This is a genomic window from Opitutaceae bacterium TAV5, assembly GCA_000242935.3.
GTDB lineage: Bacteria > Verrucomicrobiota > Verrucomicrobiia > Opitutales > Opitutaceae > Geminisphaera.
The window spans coordinates 2,009,699-2,028,382 of the sequence record CP007053.1 but is presented as its reverse complement, the minus strand read 5'-3'; the positions used below and the strand labels follow the sequence as shown (position 1 = coordinate 2,028,382).

The 18,684-nt window shown below is 64.0% G+C and carries 18 protein-coding genes; 9 read left to right on the top strand and 9 right to left on the bottom strand.

The annotated features are described in order from the left end of the window. Window positions 1-40: 40 nt before the first annotated feature. The 5 genes from OPIT5_09020 to OPIT5_09000 all read right to left on the bottom strand — a co-directional run bounded on the left by OPIT5_09020 (window position 41) and on the right by OPIT5_09000 (window position 6,100). Window positions 41-463, bottom strand: coding sequence for a biopolymer transportern ExbD (locus tag OPIT5_09020; protein AHF90325.1), 423 nt, complete (start codon window positions 461-463; stop codon window positions 41-43). Window positions 464-503: 40 nt separating this feature from the next. After that, complete coding sequence (locus OPIT5_09015) at window positions 504-1,199, bottom strand: flagellar motor protein MotA (protein ID AHF90324.1); 696 nt, start codon at window positions 1,197-1,199, stop codon at window positions 504-506. Window positions 1,200-1,738: 539 nt separating this feature from the next. After that, window positions 1,739-1,879 (bottom strand): hypothetical protein, encoded by a 141-nt coding sequence (locus tag OPIT5_09010; GenBank protein AHF94237.1) that lies wholly within the window; start codon window positions 1,877-1,879, stop codon window positions 1,739-1,741. A 112-nt stretch (window positions 1,880-1,991) separates the two neighbouring features. Then, window positions 1,992-3,356 (bottom strand): histidine kinase, encoded by a 1,365-nt coding sequence (locus tag OPIT5_09005; GenBank protein ID AHF90323.1) that lies wholly within the window; start codon window positions 3,354-3,356, stop codon window positions 1,992-1,994. Then, on the bottom strand, window positions 3,353-6,100 hold the full coding sequence (locus OPIT5_09000) for a chemotaxis protein B (protein ID AHF90322.1): 2,748 nt from the start codon (window positions 6,098-6,100) through the stop codon (window positions 3,353-3,355). Before OPIT5_09000 ends, OPIT5_09005 begins: the two co-directional genes overlap by 4 nt. Window positions 6,101-6,464: 364 nt before the next feature. On the opposite strand from OPIT5_09000, the gene OPIT5_08995 reads away from it, so the two are divergent. Both OPIT5_08995 and OPIT5_08990 read left to right on the top strand, forming a co-directional pair. Further along, complete coding sequence (locus tag OPIT5_08995; GenBank protein AHF90321.1) at window positions 6,465-6,899, top strand: hypothetical protein; 435 nt, start codon at window positions 6,465-6,467, stop codon at window positions 6,897-6,899. A 24-nt stretch (window positions 6,900-6,923) separates the two neighbouring features. After that, window positions 6,924-7,940, top strand: a complete 1,017-nt coding sequence (locus OPIT5_08990) for a glycerophosphodiester phosphodiesterase (protein ID AHF90320.1) — start codon at window positions 6,924-6,926, stop codon at window positions 7,938-7,940. Window positions 7,941-7,973: 33 nt separating this feature from the next. Here the strand turns inward: OPIT5_08990 and OPIT5_08985 are convergent, their stop codons facing one another. The 3 genes from OPIT5_08985 to OPIT5_08975 all read right to left on the bottom strand — a co-directional run bounded on the left by OPIT5_08985 (window position 7,974) and on the right by OPIT5_08975 (window position 10,313). Then, entirely contained in the window at window positions 7,974-9,176 is a 1,203-nt protein-coding gene (locus tag OPIT5_08985; protein ID AHF90319.1) for an anti-FecI sigma factor FecR, read from the bottom strand. Between the two features lie 91 nt (window positions 9,177-9,267). Further along, window positions 9,268-9,858, bottom strand: a complete 591-nt coding sequence (locus OPIT5_08980; protein AHF90318.1) for an RNA polymerase subunit sigma-24 — start codon at window positions 9,856-9,858, stop codon at window positions 9,268-9,270. Next, window positions 9,855-10,313 carry a hypothetical protein gene (locus tag OPIT5_08975; GenBank protein ID AHF90317.1) on the bottom strand — a complete coding sequence of 153 codons (459 nt, stop codon included), beginning with the start codon at window positions 10,311-10,313 and terminating at the stop codon, window positions 9,855-9,857. Before OPIT5_08975 ends, OPIT5_08980 begins: the two co-directional genes overlap by 4 nt. Before the next feature lie 138 nt (window positions 10,314-10,451). Between OPIT5_08975 and OPIT5_08970 the strand changes: the two genes are divergently transcribed. Both OPIT5_08970 and OPIT5_08965 read left to right on the top strand, forming a co-directional pair. After that, window positions 10,452-10,568: a hypothetical protein gene (locus OPIT5_08970; protein AHF94236.1), complete on the top strand. Its 117-nt coding sequence runs from the start codon at window positions 10,452-10,454 to the stop codon at window positions 10,566-10,568. Between the two features lie 290 nt (window positions 10,569-10,858). Beyond that, window positions 10,859-12,472 (top strand): hemin-binding protein, encoded by a 1,614-nt coding sequence (locus OPIT5_08965; protein ID AHF90316.1) that lies wholly within the window; start codon window positions 10,859-10,861, stop codon window positions 12,470-12,472. Between the two features lie 47 nt (window positions 12,473-12,519). On the opposite strand, the gene OPIT5_08960 is transcribed toward OPIT5_08965, so the two are convergent. Continuing rightward, window positions 12,520-12,687 (bottom strand): hypothetical protein, encoded by a 168-nt coding sequence (locus OPIT5_08960; GenBank protein AHF94235.1) that lies wholly within the window; start codon window positions 12,685-12,687, stop codon window positions 12,520-12,522. Between the two features lie 12 nt (window positions 12,688-12,699). On the opposite strand from OPIT5_08960, the gene OPIT5_08955 reads away from it, so the two are divergent. The 5 genes from OPIT5_08955 (at window position 12,700) to OPIT5_08935 (ending at window position 18,586) form a co-directional block, all read left to right on the top strand. Next, window positions 12,700-14,586 (top strand): biopolymer transporter ExbB, encoded by a 1,887-nt coding sequence (locus OPIT5_08955; GenBank protein ID AHF90315.1) that lies wholly within the window; start codon window positions 12,700-12,702, stop codon window positions 14,584-14,586. A 232-nt stretch (window positions 14,587-14,818) separates the two neighbouring features. After that, entirely contained in the window at window positions 14,819-15,223 is a 405-nt protein-coding gene (locus OPIT5_08950; protein AHF90314.1) for a transporter, read from the top strand. A gap of 24 nt (window positions 15,224-15,247) precedes the next feature. Further along, window positions 15,248-15,994, top strand: a complete 747-nt coding sequence (locus tag OPIT5_08945) for a hypothetical protein (protein ID AHF90313.1) — start codon at window positions 15,248-15,250, stop codon at window positions 15,992-15,994. 61 nt (window positions 15,995-16,055) lie between these two features. After that, window positions 16,056-17,888 (top strand): hypothetical protein, encoded by a 1,833-nt coding sequence (locus OPIT5_08940; GenBank protein AHF90312.1) that lies wholly within the window; start codon window positions 16,056-16,058, stop codon window positions 17,886-17,888. 23 nt (window positions 17,889-17,911) lie between these two features. Beyond that, window positions 17,912-18,586 (top strand): hypothetical protein, encoded by a 675-nt coding sequence (locus OPIT5_08935; GenBank protein AHF90311.1) that lies wholly within the window; start codon window positions 17,912-17,914, stop codon window positions 18,584-18,586. Window positions 18,587-18,684 lie beyond the last annotated feature (98 nt).

The window sequence follows — 18,684 nt, the reverse complement described above, 5'->3', positions numbered from 1 at the left end:
AATCTGAAGTTCGGTGAAGAGTGATCGTCGCCGGGAGAGGTCAGGCGCCGGGGCGCAGGCGCGTCTCGATCTTGATCCGGCTGATGCCGGCCTTGCGCACCTCGTCGATCACATAGCGCGCCTGGGTGAACAGCGCGCCTTCGTCGCCGTTGATGAGCACATTCGGGTTGGGCTCCACCTGTTTGTACGCCTGCAAGCGCGCGATGAATTCCTCGAGCGTGACCGGCTCCTTGTCCCAGGCCAGCGTGCCTTCCTGCGTGATCGAGATCGTTATCGCATTGTCGGCGCTGCGCATCTCGCCGGTCTCGGTCATCGGCAGGGCCACGTTAAGACCCCCCGACTTGTTCAGCGAGAGCGTGAACAGGACGAAGGTGGCGAGCAGAAAGAAAATCACGTCTATCAACGGGATGATCTCGATGCGCGCCTTCTTCACCGGGCCGGAGGAAAACTTGTCGGCTTGCATGGATAAGGTGGATACAGGTGTGGAGCGGAAGGCCGCGGTGTCAGCGGCCGGCTCCGACCGCAGCGGGTTCGCCGGCAACCGCTGCCTCGGCAGCCGCGGTCTTCTTGATGATGACCTCGAGTGCGTTGGACGCGTCGGAGACGTCGTGTTTGGCCGATTCGATGCGGGTGTTGAGGATGTTGAACGGCAGCAGGCCGATGATGGCGATGCCCAGGCCGCAGGCGGTGGCGATGAGCGCCTCGCCGACGCCGCCGGTGATCTTGCCGGCATTGGCCGCGATGTCGCCGCCGCCGAGCGCGCCGAAGGTGTTCATCATGCCGGTCACCGTGCCGAGCAGGCCGAGCAGCGGCGCCGCCGTGATGCAGGTGTCCAGCGTGGCCATGCCCTGCTGGAACCGGGCGAACTCCCGGTTGGCCGCCCGCATGAAAGCATCGCCGAGCGAGTGTTCCTTGTGGGCGAGGGCGTAAACGAGAATCCGCGCCACGTAGTCGCGGCTGTTCTTGCCCAGCCGTACCGCGGCATCCGTGTCGCTGGCCTCGACCTGTTCGAGCATCTTGTCGACAATGGCGGAATCGCGTGCGGACTTCTCGCGCAGCAGGAAGATCGTCCGCTCGACCACCACGGTGACGGCGAGAAACGAAACGATGAGGATCGGCCACATGATCGGGCCACCGTGGACAAAAAGTTCCATGGGCGACTGGCCCATCAGGAAGGCTATTGGCAGGTTCATTGGCATGGTAGTAGAGGGTGGGTCAGGCTCGGGATCGGGTGAGTCAGCGCAGGCGGCCGCGGGTCGCGGGGAGCATGGCGGTCAGGGTGAGTGTCATTCCCGCGCTCTCGCGCAGGAGAGCGCGGTCAGTATGGAAGGAAGGAAGTCCGGATGCCCGGCGCGAGTCGCGGGCGGAGGGACGAGCAGGACATGGAGTGTGGAGTGCACCCGTTGGACAAGGCCGGCAACGGGATCCCGGTGTGATTGAACGCATGATTGGAGGATGACAGATGAGGATGGATATGTGGCGGGCACGCGGTGGGCGGTCCGATGGGGTTGGCATCAGCACGGGTTGTGCCTGTGTCCGGCGGATTCGGTGCCAACGGCTTCAGCTTCGATATAATTCAATCCTCGCGCACCTGCCTTGCGTTTTTCTCAACGTTTGCCTGCGGATGGCGGTGACCGGGAGAGCCGCTTGCCCCGGTTTTTTGTGCCAGCAATGGCTGTCCGGGCCGCACGGAGCCCGGCGACATTGAAGCCGCCGGGCTCTGCGGGATGGGTGCTGCTCACTTGGCGGGGCCGCCTCCGGACATCGAGCGTATGCGGGCCATGAAAGCCTGTTCGGGAAGCGATTGACGCAATGCGGCCAGCATCACGCTATCGGCGCCGGCCGGGTAGCGATAACGACAAACCCCCTTGATCCCCATCCCGGGGAGGGAAGGAAGAGGAAAACCCGGCTCGACCGGAGGCTCCGGACAGGCCGGAGGCGGAGGCGCGGAAACCGCCGCTCCGATGCAGCCCGCACCCGCTCCGGACGGACTAAACCGGCACCTCGGCCCGGACGGTCGTGCCCGTGCCGGGCGCAGATTCGATGCTGAAACGGCCGCCGACCATCTCCACGCGCTCGCGCATGCCGATCAGCCCGAGGCGCTGGTTCCACCCGGCAGTCATGAGGCGGTCCACGTCGAACGCCTTGCCGTCGTCGCTGATCTCCAGTCGCACGCCGCCCCGGACCTTGAGCAGACACACCGTCACCACGCGCGCGTGCGCATGCCGGGCCACGTTGAGGAGGGACTCCTGGGCGACCCGGTAGAGCACCGTGCGCCTGTCGTTGTCCAGGACATCGGCGGCGGGCGAAGCGGTGAACCGGATGCTGCGGCCCTTCTTCCGGGGAAAACCGTTGATGTAGGCGCGCAGCGCCGGGACCAGGCCGAGGTCGTCCAGCATCGCGGGCCGGAGCTCGCGGGCGAAGCGGTGCACGGTCCGCACCGACTTCTCGACCAGCCGGCGCAGGGGCGTAATTGTTTCACGGATACGCTTCGGGTTGATCTCCGCCTCCCTGGTGAAATTGTCCAGGTGGACGATGATGCCCACGAGGATCTGTCCGATCTCGTCGTGCAACTCGCGGCTGATCTTCTTCCGCTGGTCCTCCTGCACCGTCAGGGCCTGGTGGGAGATGAGGCGCAGTTTTTTCTGGAGTTGCTGCGACTGATCCAGCAGCCGGCGGGTGTGCAGCTCGCTCTTCCTGAGGGCTGTCTCTGTCGCCTGGCGCCGGACGATCTCCTCCTCCAGCTTCCGGTTCGAGGCGGCGAGGAGTTCGACGCGGTGTTGCGCCTCCTCCGCCTGCTTGCGCGCCTCGATGTTGGTGACCGCCACCCGGCAACAGGTGTCTGCGCCAGCCCGGGGCGTGGCGGACGTGGCTTGCAGGTCCGCACAAAAAACGGTCCGTCCGCCGCCCACCAGCGATGTTTCGCAGGACTGCCTTCCTTGCCCGGCGAAGATTTTCCCGAGAAAGTCGTTGAAGGCCGGCCGGCTCCGCAGCGCTACGAACGCCTGGAAGCGGCGCCGGGTGAGTTGGCATCGTTCGACCCCCAGCAAGGCGGCCCCGGTCAGGTTCACCTCAAGGATCAGGCCTTTTTCATCGAGGGAAAAATAGCCGACCGGGGCGAAGTCGTAGAGATCGGTGTATTTTTCCAGGCCTTCCTCCACCCGGGCCTTGGCCTGCTTCAACTCCTCGTTCTGCAGCTCCAGTTCGATCTGGTGGATCTGCAGTTCCTGGACAAGCCGCTGCGAGTCGGCGTGGAGCGCGGTGGGCGATTTCCGGGCCGGCCGCCGGCCGAGCCGGTCCTCGGCGCGGCGGCGTAGCGCGCGGGCAGTCTCCGTAGAGGCCGGATGCTTTTTCATGGTCCGGGTTTCCTCGCGGCGGGCGCGGGTTTGCGGGGCTTTTTCTTCGGATGGCATGGCAGACGTGCGGAGGTCCGGTCCGGGGCGCTGCGCCGCCCGGCCAGTTCCCCGGCCAGGCGGTCATGCTGCTCGCGCAGTTCGGCCTCCACTTTCTTGGATGCGGTTATATCGGTGAAGGTGATGACCACGCCGTCGATCCGGTTGTCCATGGTGCGATAGGGCATGATGCGCACCATGTACCAGCGCCCGTCCCGGGTGGTGATCGAGGTTTCCGAAAACACCAGGGTCCGGAGCACTTCCTGCGCGTCCTCGACCAGGGCCGGGTAGAGCAGGTCGGAGGCGAGGTCGGTGACCGGCCGGCCCACGTCGCCCGGGATGAACTTGATGATCGTCCCGGCCTGCTCGGTGAAGCGCCGCACGCGCAGGGCGTTGTCCAGAAACACCGTGGCGATGTCGGTGCTGTTGAGCAGGTTTTTCATGTCGTTGTTCGCCGCGGAGAGTTCGTCGAGCTTGGATTGCAGCTCGGCGTTCACGGTCTGCAATTCCTCGTTGAGCGACTGCATCTCCTCTTTCGAGGTGGTGAGTTCCTCGTTGGTGGACTGCAACTCCTCGTTGGTGGATTGCAGCTCCTCGTTCATGGACTTGAGCTCTTCCTGCGAGGTCTGCATTTCCTCGCGGCAGGCATGCACCTCCTGCCGGGCGCGTTGCAGTTCGCGCTCCAGTTCCCGCTGGGCGAGGTTGCGGGACGAGGCCCTGCCGGCCTTTCCCGGCGGGGGGGAGGCGATCGGGTTGACGGTGTCGGAGAAAACGATCAGCACCATGCCGCGCAGTTCCCGGGGCTCGTCGAGCACCTGCACCATGATGTCCACGGAGCGCGCGTCGGGATCGATCCCGACCTTGATGTCCCGGACCGTGATGGCCGTCTTTTTCCGGCGCATTTTTTGCAGGGCGTCGGCCAGTTCGTAACGCAGCCCCTCGCGAGCCATGGCGACCACGTTCCAGTTGGCCTTGCCGGCGGCGGGTTCGAGATAGTTGCCGGTGCGGCCGCTGATGTAGAGAATGTCGCCCCGTTCGTTGACGAGCACTGCCGGCGGGGCGAAACGCGCCTGGAGCAACTGATCGGCCAGCGACTGGAGGCTGGGGCCGGGACGCTGCATCACCTGCGGCGTATCCGTCCGTTCCGTTGCGGCGGGCGCGAACACGGCGGGAAAATCGAGCTGGATGCCGGGCGGCGCCGACTCGGTTCGCCGGAAAATCCGCTCCTTGAACGCCAGGGGCGTGAACAGGCCGCCGAAGCCCCCGATGCTCTCCGCGCTGCCAAGAAACAGCACGCCACGGGGATTCAGGCAGTAGTGGAAAAGCGGGAACAGTTTCCGCTGCAACTCCGGGGTCAGGTAGATCAGCAGGTTCCGGCAGCACAGGATGTCCAGCCTGGTGAATGGCGGGTCCATGATGAGGTTTTGCGGCGCGAAGGTCACCGCGGTGCGGATCTCCTTGTTCACCCGGTAGCCGCCGGCCTCCTTGACGAAAAACCGGCCGAGCCGCGCCGGCGACACGTCGGCGGAGATGCTTTCGGGGAAAAGCCCCTGGCGGGCCTTGGAGATCGCGTCCTTGTCCAGGTCGGTGGCGTAGATTTGCAGGGCGGCATGGTTCGCGGGCCTGGCGCGCTGGAGCGACTCGGTGAGAACGATGGCGAGTGAATAGGCCTCCTCGCCCGTCGAGCAGCCGGCCACCCAGGTCCGCAACGTCCCGCCAGGACCGCGGTCCGCGAGCAGGGCCGGGAGCGTTTTGGCCAGTTGCTGCCAGGCTGCGGGATCGCGAAAGAAGCGCGTCACCCCGATCAGCAGTTCCTTGAAGAGAATGTCCAGCTCCTGGGGATTCTCCTGCAGATACCGGACGTAGGCGTCGATCTTGCCGATCCGGTGGATGCCCATGCGGTGTTCGACCCGCCGGTCGAGCGTGCTGCGCCGGTACAGGGTGAAATCGTTGCCGCTGTGGGAGCGCAGCAGGATCACGATTTTTTCCAGGGCACTCCGGATATTTCCCTCCAGGGACGAGCTGGTCTTGCCGATGCGCGGCCGGTGCTGGCGGTAGGCGACCAGCTTGCCGGCCAGTTGCGCGGCGGGGGCCACGATATCCGCCAGCCCCGCGTCGATCGCGCTGCGCGGCATGGCGTCGAACTTCGCCGTGGCCGGGTCCTGCACCAGGGTGACCCCGGCTTTTTCCTTGATGGCACGCAGGCCCAGCGTGCCGTCGCTGCCCATGCCCGACAGGATGATGCCGACGCTGCGCTGCTGCTGGTCCTCGGCGAGCGAGCGGAAGAAGAAATCGATCGGCAGGCGCAGGCCGCGAGGCGCGGCCGGGGCGAGCAGGTGCAGCGTCCCGTGAAGGAGCGACATGTCGCGGTTGGGCGGGATCACGTAAACCCGGTTCGGCCGGACCCGGGTGCGATCCGTCACCTGCAGTACCTTCATGGGGGTGGCGCGCTGGAGCAGTTCCGGCATCATGCCCTTCTGCGTGGGGTCCAGATGCTGGACGACCGCGAAGGCCATGCCGCAGTCCGGCGGCACCTGTTCGAAGAACTGCACGAGGGCCTCCAGGCCGCCGGCCGAGGCGCCGATGCCCACGATGGGGAAGAAACGATCCGTCGGTCGTTTGACTGGCATGGAGGGCGCGGGTGTGACGCGCGCCGCCGCACGGGCGGGCCGGCGTTTCTGCGATTGGGGGGGAGTTGGATTTTTCAAAATATGATCGAGCCTTCCCGTGTCCGGGCTGCACCACCTTTGGCTCTGCCCTCAGCAAATTCCATAAGCGGCAACGTGTCCAGCCTGCGTCCGGCAAGTCTCCCCCCTGCGAATCAGCGGTGCGGGCGGCCTCAACGGCAGCAGCCGGCATCAGCTCGTGGATGTCGTGCCCACCCCTGGAAACGCGGGCGGCGACTCGCGCCGCAGGGGCGAAAAAACGCCGCTGACCCCTCGGGAATCCCGGGCCGCCACGACCAGCGCCCGGATTGATCTCCCCGATTTTGACAATCCGGTGACATTGCAACCGGACGGGTGCTATTTCCGGCAACCGGGTGCAGGATGTAGAAAAGACACTCGCCCGATCATGAAAACAGCACTGCCGGTCCTCGCCCTGACCGATGAAATGTTAACCGGAATCTCCGCCCGGAAGATTCTCCTGCGCGATGAAGACGCATCCCGGTTCACCTCCTCGCCGGCCGGAGACGCACATCCGGACGGACCGGAGGGGAATGACCGTCTCGGCCGGTTGCATCAGGTGCTGGCGGGGACAGGAGATTTTGCCGTGCGCACGACAGACGGACAGATGGAGGTCCGGTTTTCCGCAGTCGGCGATCCGCACAATCTCCTCGTTGAATTTCTCCCCTGCAACCGGTCGGAAAACGACATGGGCAGATCGTCGGGCGGTATGTGCGCCCTTGCCGATGCCGGACGGTTGCTCGACAGCATTTGCCGGGGAGCGGACAGTGCCAGTCTTCTGTTATCGACGCCGGCCATGCTTCGGGTTCCCGATGCAGCCTGAGTGTCCTGTGGTATTTTCCCGACCATGCACGTCCTGCTCCGCCATCTTGTCCGTTTCCTGATCCTTACGGGCAGTGTTTTCCCTGCGCTGGCACAGACGGGAAAGCCTGTCGTGATCGCGCACCGCGGTGCGTCCGGTTATCTGCCGGAGCATACCCTGGAGGCAGCGGCGTTCGCCCATGCGCTCGGAGCGGATTTTATCGAACAGGACGTAGTTATGTCGCGGGACGATGTGCCGGTTGTCTCCCACGATATCCATATCGACACCACAACGGATGTGGCTGCCGTGTTTCCCGACCGCAGGCGGGCAGACGGGCGTTATTATGCGGTCGATTTCACCTGGGCCGAACTGCGCAGCCTGCGGGTACGGGAGCGGTTCGATCCGAAGACCGGCTTGCCGGTCTTCCCCGGACGCTTTCCCCGCAATGAGGCGACATTCCGGCTCTGCACGATGGAGGAGGCGATCCTGCTGGTGCAGGGTCTCAACCGGGCGACGGGACGCAACGCCGGGCTGTATCCGGAAATCAAGGATCCGGCCTGGCACCGGAGCGAGGGCAAGGATCCGGGCGGCGCGCTCCTTGCCCTGCTGGCGCGTCACGGCTATTCGGAGGCGACGGACAACGTTTATGTGCAATGCTTCGATCCGGCGGAACTGAAACGCCTGCGTTTCGGACTCGGAACCCGGCTGAGGCTCGTGCAACTCGTGGAGGCAGAAGGAGAGGCCGGGATCGATTACGAGCCGATGCTGACTCCCGGCGGGCTTGCGGAAATTGCGAGGTACGCGCAGGGAATCGGGCCGCACCTGGGCCGGGTGGTCCGCCAGGTGAGCCCCGACGGCAAGCCTCGGGTCACCGCGCTGGTCCGCGACGCCCATGCGCGGGGCCTGGTCGTCCACCCCTGGACGTTTCGCCGCGATGCGCTGCCACCCGGCTTCGCCACCTTCGACCGCCTGCTCGCGGCATTCGTTCGCGATGCACACATAGACGGGCTGTTCACCGATCATCCGGATGACGTGATCGCGTTCCTGCGACTGCGGGAGTAACCCTGCTGGCTGGCGGTTTGTCTGTCCCCCGGATCAGCGCACCCCGGCCGTGTTGCGACCGGGAGAGAGGACGACGCTCTTGATGTGGCCGTTGTTCCGTACCAGCCGGTAGTCGATCTCTCCGGTGCGCTGCAGCAGCACGAGGATCTCTTCGAGGGATTCTTTCTCGAAGCGGCCGGTGAGCGTCTCGTCGCCCAGTTTCGGATCGCTCAGTTCGACGGTCACGCCGAAGCGGGTTTCCAGCTTGCGAATGGCGGAGGCGACGGGCTCACGGTCGAAAAAAAGCACCTCGTCATGCATCCAGCCGGTGATTTTTTCGGGGGTGATTTCCTGTACTTCGCCGGCTCCGCTTTCCGGAACGAAGGAGTACTGTTGGCCCGGGGTGAGGACGACCGGAGCCGTTTCGCCGGCTGGCGTTACGCCGGTGACCTGCACTTTTCCCCGGACGAGGGAGACCTCCGGCTTGCTGCCGTCGGCGAAGGCACGGACGTTGAATTGCGTTCCGAGCACCGTGATGCGCAGGGCCGACGTTTCGACAATGAAGGGTTTGGCGGCGTCGTGGGCCACATCGAAATACCCCTCGCCGGTCAGACGCACGATGCGGGCGTAGGGACCGAACAGCGGCGGATAGTCGAGCGAGCTGCCCGAATTGAGCGTGACTTTTGTCCCATCCGGCAGCGTCAGCAGCGACCGTTCCCGGTCATTGGTCGTGCGGCGCTCCCAGGCGGCTTCTCCGGTACCGTCCGCGTGCAAGGGCCGCGCGGGCGTCGTTGTCGCAACCGTTGCGGATTTGCCCGGAAAAAGACCGGATCGGGAAAGAATCAGAAAACACCCGGCGGCGAGGGCCAGCGAAGCAGCCAGCAGGACCGGAACCCCCGGTCGCAAACGCCACCAGACCCGGTTGCGTCTGACCTGCTCTTCGGGTGCGTCCATCCATCCGGTATCGGCGACCGTATCCGGTGTGGTATCCATCTCTCCGGCTTTTCCCTCCTCTTCTCCCGCTGCGATCCTCGTGGCCAGACGCCTCGACGCCGCTGCTGCATCGAAGTCCGGCGTCCCGTCGGCACGGGTGAGATCCCATGCGAGTTGCATGTCCTCGAAGAGGTCTTTCCATCTGGGGTCGGCAAGCAGGGCGACGAAGTGTTCGCGTTCGGCGCTGGTGGACTCGCCGCTGAGGTAGCGGGTGGCAAGGCACTCGAATGCCAGCTTTTCGTCACCGTCGTTTTCGGGATTCATGTGATGGGCCTTTAATAATAGAGACAGGAAATTTCCGGGAAATCTGCCAGTGGATGAACGGAAAAATTCAAAAAATTTGCGTCACAGGGTTTCAGTTCCCGCGGGAATCACCTTCAAGCAGAGTCCGGATTTTGGGGAGATCCTCCGCAATCTGGCGCATGGCGAGCACCATGTGCTTTTGCACCGTGTTGACCGTAAGGCCCAGTTCCTCCGCGATCTGTTTGTAGCGTTTTCCTTCCAGGCGATTCATCCGGAAGACGGCCTGTCTCTGTGCGGGCATGCGGGCGATCATTGCCTCGATTGCGATCTGCAGTTCGGAATAAAGCAGCCGGTCGCCGGTTTCCCCGGCATCTGCCAGCAGATCGGGAGCCACGTCGTCGATCGGTACCAGGTCGGCGGAGCTTGCGTCCTTTTCCCGCAGGTTGCGGGACCGGTTGCCGACAGAACGGTGCAAGTAATGAAAAACACATGACGTGATCGATATCCTGGCGCGTATATTCCACAGGTTGAGGAACACATCGGATACCGCCTCTTCCGCGAGCGCCCGGTTGTGCAGCAACGTGTGCGCATACCGGCACAGGACCGCGTAATATTTCCCGAGCAGCGTGTGCAGCGCCGTCTCGTCGTCCTCGCGGATGCGCCTCATGAGGAGTTCATCGTCTTCGTTGCGGGTCGGAGTCATGCGGGAAAGGGTGACGGGTTGTCCGGTGCGCGGCCGGGTAAACGGTCTGCGTGGGGCATGGGGCGGGTGACGAGGTTGTCGTCTTTCCGGCGAGTGCGAACCACGATCTTGGTTTCGTGCCGGAAAAAAACCACATCGGTCAGCGCCGAGATAATCGTAAAGAGCCGGGCCAGCGTGATCTTGTCCCCGGATTCGAAACTCATGGTGGTATCCAGCGGCAGCTGGCTGGCCACATAGACAAATTGCAGACCGGTCTGTTTTTCTACCAGAGGGAAGATTTCGCCCAGCGCAGCCTGCCGGTCCCGGAAAACCTCGATGCTGACGACGGTCCGGGCCAGCACCGTGTCATTCGTGTAGTCGATCTCTTCGGCGCACAGCGTTGCGCATCCGCACACAAATCCTGTCAGCAGGAGGAGAGCGCTCAGCGAAACCGGTCCGGACGAGAGTCGGTGCATGATGTGGCAGAAAGTCGAAAGAGAGAGCACCGGAGAAAAACTCCGGCGGCAGAACGGTGTGCAACAAATGAAAAGGGAAGATTTGTTCTCATTCCTCCCGGCCGGTTTCCAGAAAAAACCGACCGTTTTCTGTGACGTTTGGGAAACAACCTGCGGCCGGCTTCGCAATCACGCCTCCTCAATCCGATCTTTTCCGGAGGATGCGCCACCCCTTCCGCCATGTCCGGCGAGACGGATCCGGATCATTCTTCGTAACTGGAAGATGGATACTATTCGGGCTCCCCGGAACCCACGGTAAAATTCCGGCTCCTGCCGGTCCTTTTGAAAAATCTGCCAGTCCATTTTGTCTTTTTTCGGGGGGAATATCCGAAGTTCACGCAATTGTAACATGGAGGATTACCAGATTTGGGCCGGGAAACCTGTCTTACTAGGTAGAGGCACATTCTTTTTTCCAGCACACCTTACCGAAAACACCGCCACCGTCCGCTTCCGCAGAACCCGACCCGAACCGCCACAACCGGCTCCCTCATCTCCGTCGCTCACTTGTGAATCCCGTTTCCTTTTCCTGCTCGATCATCCTGCTCCTGTCCGCCTGTGTTTATCCGCTTGCAGCAGCCGAACCGCCGGACCCGCCGTCCGCCGCGCCGGCTCCTGCCGCGCTGGCCGAGCCGCCGCAGTACATCGACATTTTCGAGTACCGGGTGGAGGGCGTCCACAAGCTGACGCCGCGGGAGGTGGAAAAGACGGTTTACCCGTGGCTGGGCGAGGCGCGCACGCCCGACGATGTCGAGGGAGCCCGGCTGGCGCTCGAAAAACTGTACCAGGACAGGGGATACCAGACGGTTGCCGTGCAGGTGCCGCAGCAGGAGGTGCGGAACAATACGGTGATCATCCGGGTGACGGAAGGGAAGGTGGGGAGGCTGCGCATCCGCGGCTCCCGCTATTTTGATCACAACCGGATCAGGGAAAAGGCGCCGTCGATCGCCGAGGGCGAGGTGCCGGACTTCAACGCAGTCACGCGCGACATCATCGCGCTCAACCAGCTTCCGGACCGGAAGGTCACGCCGTCGCTGCGCTCCGGTGTCGTCCAGGGGACGGTGGATATCGACCTCGCGGTCGAGGACACGCTTCCGTTCCACGGCAGCCTCGAACTGAACAACCGCCACAGTGCGAACACCAAACCGCTGCGCCTGAACGGTTCGGCCAGCTACGGCAACCTCTGGCAGCTCGAGCATACGCTGGGCCTGAGTTTCCAGATCGCGCCGGAGCGCATCGACGACGCGAAGGTGTTTTCAGCCTACTACCTCGCTCCGGTCCCGAATTCTCCCGTCAAGCTGCTCCTGCAGGGAGTGAAGCAGGACAGCGACGTGTCCACCCTGGGCACCTTCGACGTGGCCGGCCGCGGCGAGATCGTCGGCCTGCAGGCGATCGTGGCGCTGCGCGGTTCGGAGACGTACACGCACAGCCTGACCGGGGGTTTCGACTACAAGCATTTTGACGAGTTGCTGACGCTGACCGGCGTGCCGGACGCTACCCAGACGCCGATCACCTACTACCCGTTTTCCGTCACCTACACGGGCACATCGGTCGGGAAGAAGGCGATCACGCAGTTCAACGCCGGGCTCAATTTCCACTTCCGGGGCCTGGGCAGTTCGCCGGAGGAATTTTCCAACAAGCGCTACGGCTCCGACGGCAGCTACATCTACTTTCGCGGAGACGTTTCGCAGACGCGCGACATCGCCGCTGACTGGCAGCTTTTCGGAAAACTGCAGGGCCAGCTTTCCAGCCAGCCGCTCATTTCGCCCGAACAGTTCGGAGCCGGCGGTCTGGGCACGGTGCGCGGCTATCTCGAATCCGAGACGATGGGAGACAACGGCATTGCCGGCACCCTCGAGCTGCGCACGCCGCCGCTCACCCTCGGCGGCTTCCTCGACGAGTGGCGGCTGTATGTCTTCACCGACTGGGCCGGCCTGACGCTCACCGATACGCTGCCCGAACAGGATTCCCGCTTCCTGCTCGGCAGTATCGGCGCGGGCATGACCCTGAAATTCAGAAAACACGTCAACGGCACGCTCGATTTCGGCCTGCCCCTGCGCAGCGAGGGCAGGACCGAACACTTCGAGCCCCGGCTCACCTTCCGCGTCTGGGCCGACTTCTGAGAAACACCGAAATGAACCACCGGGACATTCATTCTTTTCAAACCGATTTAGCCGCGAAAGAGCGCAAAGGGTCTTTTCGCAAGGAAATCCTCCATGGCGCTTATAAGCGCCACGCGACGCTTCATGCGCATGGAGATATTTGCGCCCTTTCGCGGCCAAAAAAATCCGTCCTTGGCAGCCTCCCCATCCTTCGCGGCCACCCCGCTCCATATCAACGAATGTCATCTATGAAACGACCAACTCGATTCTGGTTCAAAAACGCATTGCTCGGCCTGGTGGCCTTGCTCGGCCTTCCCGGCGTGGCCCACGCCTGGTGGAATGACGAGTGGGCGCTGCGCAAGAAACTGACCGTCGATACCACGCCCGCCGGGGCGGGCATCGCCGATCCGGTGGGCGGCGCGCCCGTCCTTGTGCGCCTGCACATCGGCAACTTCCAATTCGACCGCGCCCGCGGCGACGGCGGCGACATCCGCTTTGTCGCCGAGGACGACAAGACTGTACTTCCCTACCACATCGCGCAGTTCGACTCTCTCCTCGGCGAGGCGTTTGTGTGGGTGCGCGTCCCCGACGTGAAATCCGGAGCACAGACGGCAATCTGGCTGTACTACGGCAACCCGGCCGCTCCCTCTGCGGAAAATCCCAAAGCCACCTATGATGCCGACACCGTGCTCGCCTGGCATTTTGGCGAACGCGGCCAGCCGGCCCGCGATTTTTCGGGCAACGACAACAACGCGGCCAACCCCGGCATTCCGGCCGAGGGCACGCTGATCGGCACGGGCCTGCGTTTCGACGGTAACTCCGCGATCACCGTTCCCGCGACGCCTTCGCTCGCCTGGACGGCCAACGCCCCGCTGACCTGGTCGGCCTGGGTGAAACCCGCGACGCTCACTGGCCGTGCGGTCATCTACAGCCGCCGTTCTGCTTCCGGCCCGCAAGCTGCCTTCCTCGTCGGCGCCGACCAGGGTGCTCCCTTTGTGGAAGTCACCGCAGGCGGCAGCGCTGTCCGCTCGCCCGCCGGAGCACCGTTGACGGTCAACACCTGGCACCACCTCGCCGCGGTGGCCGACGGCACCCGCATCACGCTTTATGTCGACGGCAATTCCTACGCCACGCTTGATTCCGGTATTCCTGCGCTCGATACGCCGGCCGTGCTCGGCGGCGACCGTGCGACCGCTGATGCGGCGGTCACGTCGGGCTTTGCCGGTGAGCTGGTCGAGTTCCAGCTTGCCCGCGCCGCCCGTCCGGCCGGTTTTGTCAGATTCCTCGCGGCCTCGCAGGGCGGGGAGTCCGGAGCGCGCGCGGTTCTGTTCGGCGAGGAAGAGCAGTCCGGCGGAGGCGGTGGCGGGCACTCCGGCTATTTTACGGTCATCATCCAGAACCTGACCTTCGACGGCTGGATCGTCATCGTCATCCTCGCGGTGATGAGCGCGATCAGCCTTGCGGTCATGGTGGCCAAGAACGGTTACATCGATGCCGTCCGCAAGGGAAACGAGCGCTTCCTGAAACTCTTCAACGAACGCGTGGCGGGCGACCTCACCGTCCTCGACAATGCCAACCACCAGGTCTCCTCGCTCGGCGGCCAGCTCACCGAGGCCGAGCGCAAGCTGATCGCCCGCGCGCCGCTCTACCGGCTTTACCACATCGGTGCCGAGGAAATCCGCAAACGGCTTTCCGAAACAAAAAAGGGCGACGAAAAATCCCTCTCCGCGCATGCGATCAGGGCGATCACCGCGAGCATGGACGGCGGTCGCGTCCGCGAACAGCAACGCCTCAACAAGCAGATGGTGCTCCTGACGATCGCGATCTCCGGCGGGCCGTTCCTCGGGCTGCTCGGCACGGTGGTCGGCGTCATGATCACCTTTGCGGCGGTGGCGATGGCGGGCGACGTCAACGTCAACGCCATCGCGCCTGGCATCGCCGCCGCGCTGCTCGCCACCGTGGCCGGCCTGGCCGTGGCGATTCCCGCGCTGTTCGGCTACAACTACCTGCTCACGCGGGTCAAGGACGTGACCGCCGACATGCAGGTCTTCGTGGACGAGTTCGTCACCAAGGTGGCCGAGTTTTACCCGAAACGCTCCTCCGAAAAAGCGAAACTTGCCGGCGCCGAAAACTGAAGCCGCCAAAGAACAATCCGGATGAACCATTTTCCCAAAACCGTTTTGGCCGCGAAAGAGCGCAAAGGGCCTGTTTGCGGGGAGACCCTCCATGGCGCCTACAGGCGCCACGCCACGCTTCATCTGCATGGGGATATTTGTGCCCTTTCGCGGCCAATAAATTCCGCTCCTTGCGGTCAACTCTGAACACCAAACCCGAAACTCTGAACACCAAACCGGAGCGAAGCTCACCATGACCGTCCAGGACGAAAGCAAACCTTACGACGACATCAACATCACACCCATGCTCGACCTGGCGTACGTGCTGCTCGTCATTTTTATCCTCATGTGCACGGCCTCCGTCGCGGGAACGAAGGTGAACCTGCCGAAGTCGAGCAACACGCCGGCCAGCCTGGCCAAGCCGAAGACGAAGGCGATCACGGTGAACAACGAAGGTCGTGTCTTTCTGGATACGGTCCCGGTGACACTCACCGAACTCGAACAACGCCTCAACTCGCAGAAATCGCTGACGCCGGATTTCCCGGTCGTGGTGCGCGGCGACAGCCTCACGCACTACCAGGGCGTCATGGACGTGCTCGATGTGCTCGGCCGCGTCGGCATCTCGCAGGTCGGCCTCGCCACCAAGGCAGGCAAATAACCCGTCACATCCGAATCGCAACCGATGTCCTCGCAAAACGACAACGACGACGCCTTCGATGAACGGGAGCCCGGTTTTTTCCGCCGCTACGGTCCCGTGCTCGCCATCTGCCTGGTCGCGGCCGGCGGCATCGCCTGGTGGCTCGTCTCGACCGCCTCCGGCCCGAAGCCGCCTCCGCCGAGACCGCAGGAGTTTTCCATGGTCCGGGTGGCACTTCCTCCACCGCCGCCCCCTCCTCCGCCACCGAAACAGGAGGATGTTCCGAAACCGGAACCGGCCGACCAGCAGATGATCGAACAGGAACCGGTGCCGGCCGACGAGCCGCAGGAAAAGCCGGCCGAATCTCCCGAACCTCCCGGAGAAGATGCTGCGCCGATGGGCACCGGCATCCAGGGCGACGGTCCTCCCGACGGTTTCGGTCTCACCGGTCGCGGCAACGGCGGCATCATCGGCGGCACCGGAACCGGCGCCGGAACCGGCGGTCGCGGCTCCTCCCGCTGGGGCTGGTACGCTGCCCAGGTCCAGACGACGGTCTCCTCCGCTCTGGGCAAGAACCCGAAGACCCGCACCAGCACCATGGATATTTCCGTGCGCATCTGGCCCGACGCCGCCGGCCGCATCGAACGCGCCCAGCTCGTTTCCTCCACCGGTAATGATGAGATCGACGCCGCCATCCGCGATGAGGTTCTCACCGGCCTCACTCTCCGCGAACCCCCGCCTGCCGACATGCCCAGCCCGATCGTCCTGCGGCTCAGCGCAAGGCGTCCCTGACCCTGCAAATCACCGTCCTGCATCCATCTCCAGCCTTTCATCCCGTTTCCGAAAATTCCACATGACAACTGCACTGCCACGCCTGCGCCGGTCAAGAAACCGGCTTCTTGCCGCGCTTACCGCCGCCGGTCTTTCCGCATTCCTGTCCGTCGCCCATGCCGCCGACGCAGCCGCCGGTGCTGCCGCACCGGCCGCCGCGGCGCCCTCGACCAATGCGATGACCAATCTGGTCAACCTGCTCGTGCAGCAGGGGGTCATCACGCAGCCGCAGGGCACCGCGCTGATCGCCCAGGCCGAGGCCGATGCGGCTGCCGCCACCGAAGCCGCCGCGCAGGCCGCCCGCCAGGCCGCGCTCGCCCATGCTCCCGGAGGGGCGGTTGCATCGTCCGCGCCGGATACGCCCGCCGGCGCCTTCCCGGTGTCCTCGACCACGCCCGACGGCGCCATCCGGGTCACCTACGTGCCGGAGTCGGTCCGTGAACAGCTCCGCGAGGACATCCGGCAGGATGTCATGAAACAGGCCCGCGAGGAAAACTGGGCCGATCCCCGCGAGGTCCCCGCATGGACCAAAAAACTCCGGCTCACCGGTGATCTCCGCTTCCGCTACGAAGGCGCCTGGTTCCCGTCCGGCAACGACACCACCGGGTATCCGGATTTCAATGCCGTCAACCGGGGGTCGCCGTACAACCAGTCGACTGCGAATACCGTCCTGCCTCCGATGACCAACGTGGACCAGGACCGCGACCGCCTTCGCCTCCGCGCCCGCCTCGCGCTCGACGCCGACCTCGGCGAAGGTTTTTCCGCCGGCGTGCGCCTGGCCACCGGCAGCGACGATTCCCCCGTCTCCACCAACCAGAGCATGGGCTCCGACGGACTCGGCTCCAAATACGCCCTCTGGCTCGACCGCGGTTTTCTCAAATACGACGTCCCCGGTCTCACCGACAGCAAGCTCGCCTTTACTGTCGGACGTTTCGAAAACCCGTTTTTCGCGACCGACCTCATCTGGGATGACGATCTCGGTTTCGACGGCGTCATGGCCCAGGGCAGCCGCCGCATGGGCCGTTTAAAACCCTTCGCCACCCTCGGCCTGTTTCCCGTCTACAACACCAGCTTCAACTTTTCCAGCAACCAGCCGGAGAAGTTCAAAAGCGACGACCGGTGGCTCTACGGCGTCCAGCTCGGCACCGACATCGAACTCGCCAAGGACCTCAGCCTGAAAGTCGCCGTCGCGTATTACGACTACGCAAAAATCGCCGGCAAGCTCTCCAGCCCGATCGACAGTCCGGACGTGGCGGGCGACACCGATTCCCGCCGCCCCGCCTTTGCCCAGAAGGGCAACACCTACATGGCGCTCCGCGACAACACCTATTACACGGATCCGACCTCTCCGTGGTATCAGCAAAACCTCCAGTATTACGGGCTCGCCACGCCGTTCAGCGAACTGGCCCTCACCGCCCGGCTCGACTTCCGCCGCTTCGATCCCGTCCATCTTTCGCTCGACTTCGAGTTCGTCAAAAACCTCTCCTACGACGAAGGCCGCATCAATTCCGCCGGTGCGCAGAACAACCTCCGGCCCGGTCCCTCCGGCCTCGTCGATGGCGGCGACACCGGTTACCTCGCCCGGCTCACCGTCGGCGATCCCGTCCTCGAAAAACGCTGGGACTGGCAGGCGAGCATCGCCTACAAATACCTCGAGACCGACGCCGTGGTGGACGGCTTTACCGATTCCGACTTCGGTCTCGGCGGCACCAACCTCAAGGGCTTCATCCTCGGCGCCAGCGTGGGGCTTTCCCGAAACGTCAGCGGCCGCGTCCGCTGGCTGAGCGCCGACAACGTCTCCGGCGCCTCCTACTCCTCCGACGTCTTCCAGTTCGACATCAACGCAAAATTCTAGCCGGACCCGTCACCGCCACTGTCATGAAAACATCACTACTCAAAAACCTGTTCGCCCTCGTGCTGGCCGCGCTTGCGCCGGTCTGCGCCTTCGCCCAGGCCCAGCCCGACAACACGATGGAGCTCCGCCTTCGCGAAGCCCTCCGCAACACGACCCTCCAGCTTCGCGCCGCGCAGAGCGAGAGCGCCGCGCTCCAGGTCACGCAGGCCGAACTCGAAAAGGAGCGCGACGCCTTGAAAAAACAGGTCGCCGCGCTCATCCGGCAAGGTGAGAAAGACCGCGCCGCGGCCGAAAAGGAAATCGCCGACCTCAAGGCCATCGTGGTGACGCAGGAGGAAAAGGTCGGCCAGCTTTCCGCCGACCTTGCGAAGTGGAAGGAATCTTCCGAAAAGGCGTCTCTGCTGGCCCGGGAAAAGGAGCAGGCCCGCGCCGCCCTCGAAATCCGCGTGGCCCAGCTCGAGCGCACCGTGGCCGACCGCGAGGCCCGCAACGTCGCGCTGGTCAAGGTCGGCAACGAAATCCTCGACCGCCTCGAAAAGTTCGGGCTCGGGGATGCGATCAAGGCCCGCGAGCCGTTCATCGGAGCCAAACGCGTGGAGATACAAAACCTGGTCCAGGACTACTCCGACAGGGTCATGGACCAGAAATACCAGTCCGCCGAACCCGACACCGGATCCGCCACCGCCGCCGCCCGCTGAGTTTCTCCTGAACCGGAGTTTTTAACCACTAATACACACTAATGGACACTGATAATCAGATCTACAGATGTATCTGTTAAAAACTACAGCACTCTTTC

Excerpts from the sequence above, each read along its gene's own strand:
- OPIT5_08990 (AHF90320.1), top strand. The coding sequence starts at position 6,924 with ATGCACGTCCTGCTCCGCCATCTTGTCCGTTTCCTGATCCTTACGGGC.
- OPIT5_08985 (AHF90319.1), bottom strand. The coding sequence starts at position 9,176 with ATGAATCCCGAAAACGACGGTGACGAAAAGCTGGCATTCGAGTGCCTT.
- OPIT5_08955 (AHF90315.1), top strand. The coding sequence starts at position 12,700 with ATGAAACGACCAACTCGATTCTGGTTCAAAAACGCATTGCTCGGCCTG.
- OPIT5_09020 (AHF90325.1), bottom strand. The coding sequence starts at position 463 with ATGCAAGCCGACAAGTTTTCCTCCGGCCCGGTGAAGAAGGCGCGCATC.
- OPIT5_09010 (AHF94237.1), bottom strand. The coding sequence starts at position 1,879 with ATGGGGATCAAGGGGGTTTGTCGTTATCGCTACCCGGCCGGCGCCGAT.
- OPIT5_09015 (AHF90324.1), bottom strand. The coding sequence starts at position 1,199 with ATGCCAATGAACCTGCCAATAGCCTTCCTGATGGGCCAGTCGCCCATG.
- OPIT5_08950 (AHF90314.1), top strand. The coding sequence starts at position 14,819 with ATGACCGTCCAGGACGAAAGCAAACCTTACGACGACATCAACATCACA.
- OPIT5_08940 (AHF90312.1), top strand. The coding sequence starts at position 16,056 with ATGACAACTGCACTGCCACGCCTGCGCCGGTCAAGAAACCGGCTTCTT.
- OPIT5_09005 (AHF90323.1), bottom strand. The coding sequence starts at position 3,356 with ATGAAAAAGCATCCGGCCTCTACGGAGACTGCCCGCGCGCTACGCCGC.
- OPIT5_08995 (AHF90321.1), top strand. The coding sequence starts at position 6,465 with ATGAAAACAGCACTGCCGGTCCTCGCCCTGACCGATGAAATGTTAACC.
- OPIT5_08980 (AHF90318.1), bottom strand. The coding sequence starts at position 9,858 with ATGACTCCGACCCGCAACGAAGACGATGAACTCCTCATGAGGCGCATC.
- OPIT5_08935 (AHF90311.1), top strand. The coding sequence starts at position 17,912 with ATGAAAACATCACTACTCAAAAACCTGTTCGCCCTCGTGCTGGCCGCG.
- OPIT5_08945 (AHF90313.1), top strand. The coding sequence starts at position 15,248 with ATGTCCTCGCAAAACGACAACGACGACGCCTTCGATGAACGGGAGCCC.
- OPIT5_08975 (AHF90317.1), bottom strand. The coding sequence starts at position 10,313 with ATGCACCGACTCTCGTCCGGACCGGTTTCGCTGAGCGCTCTCCTCCTG.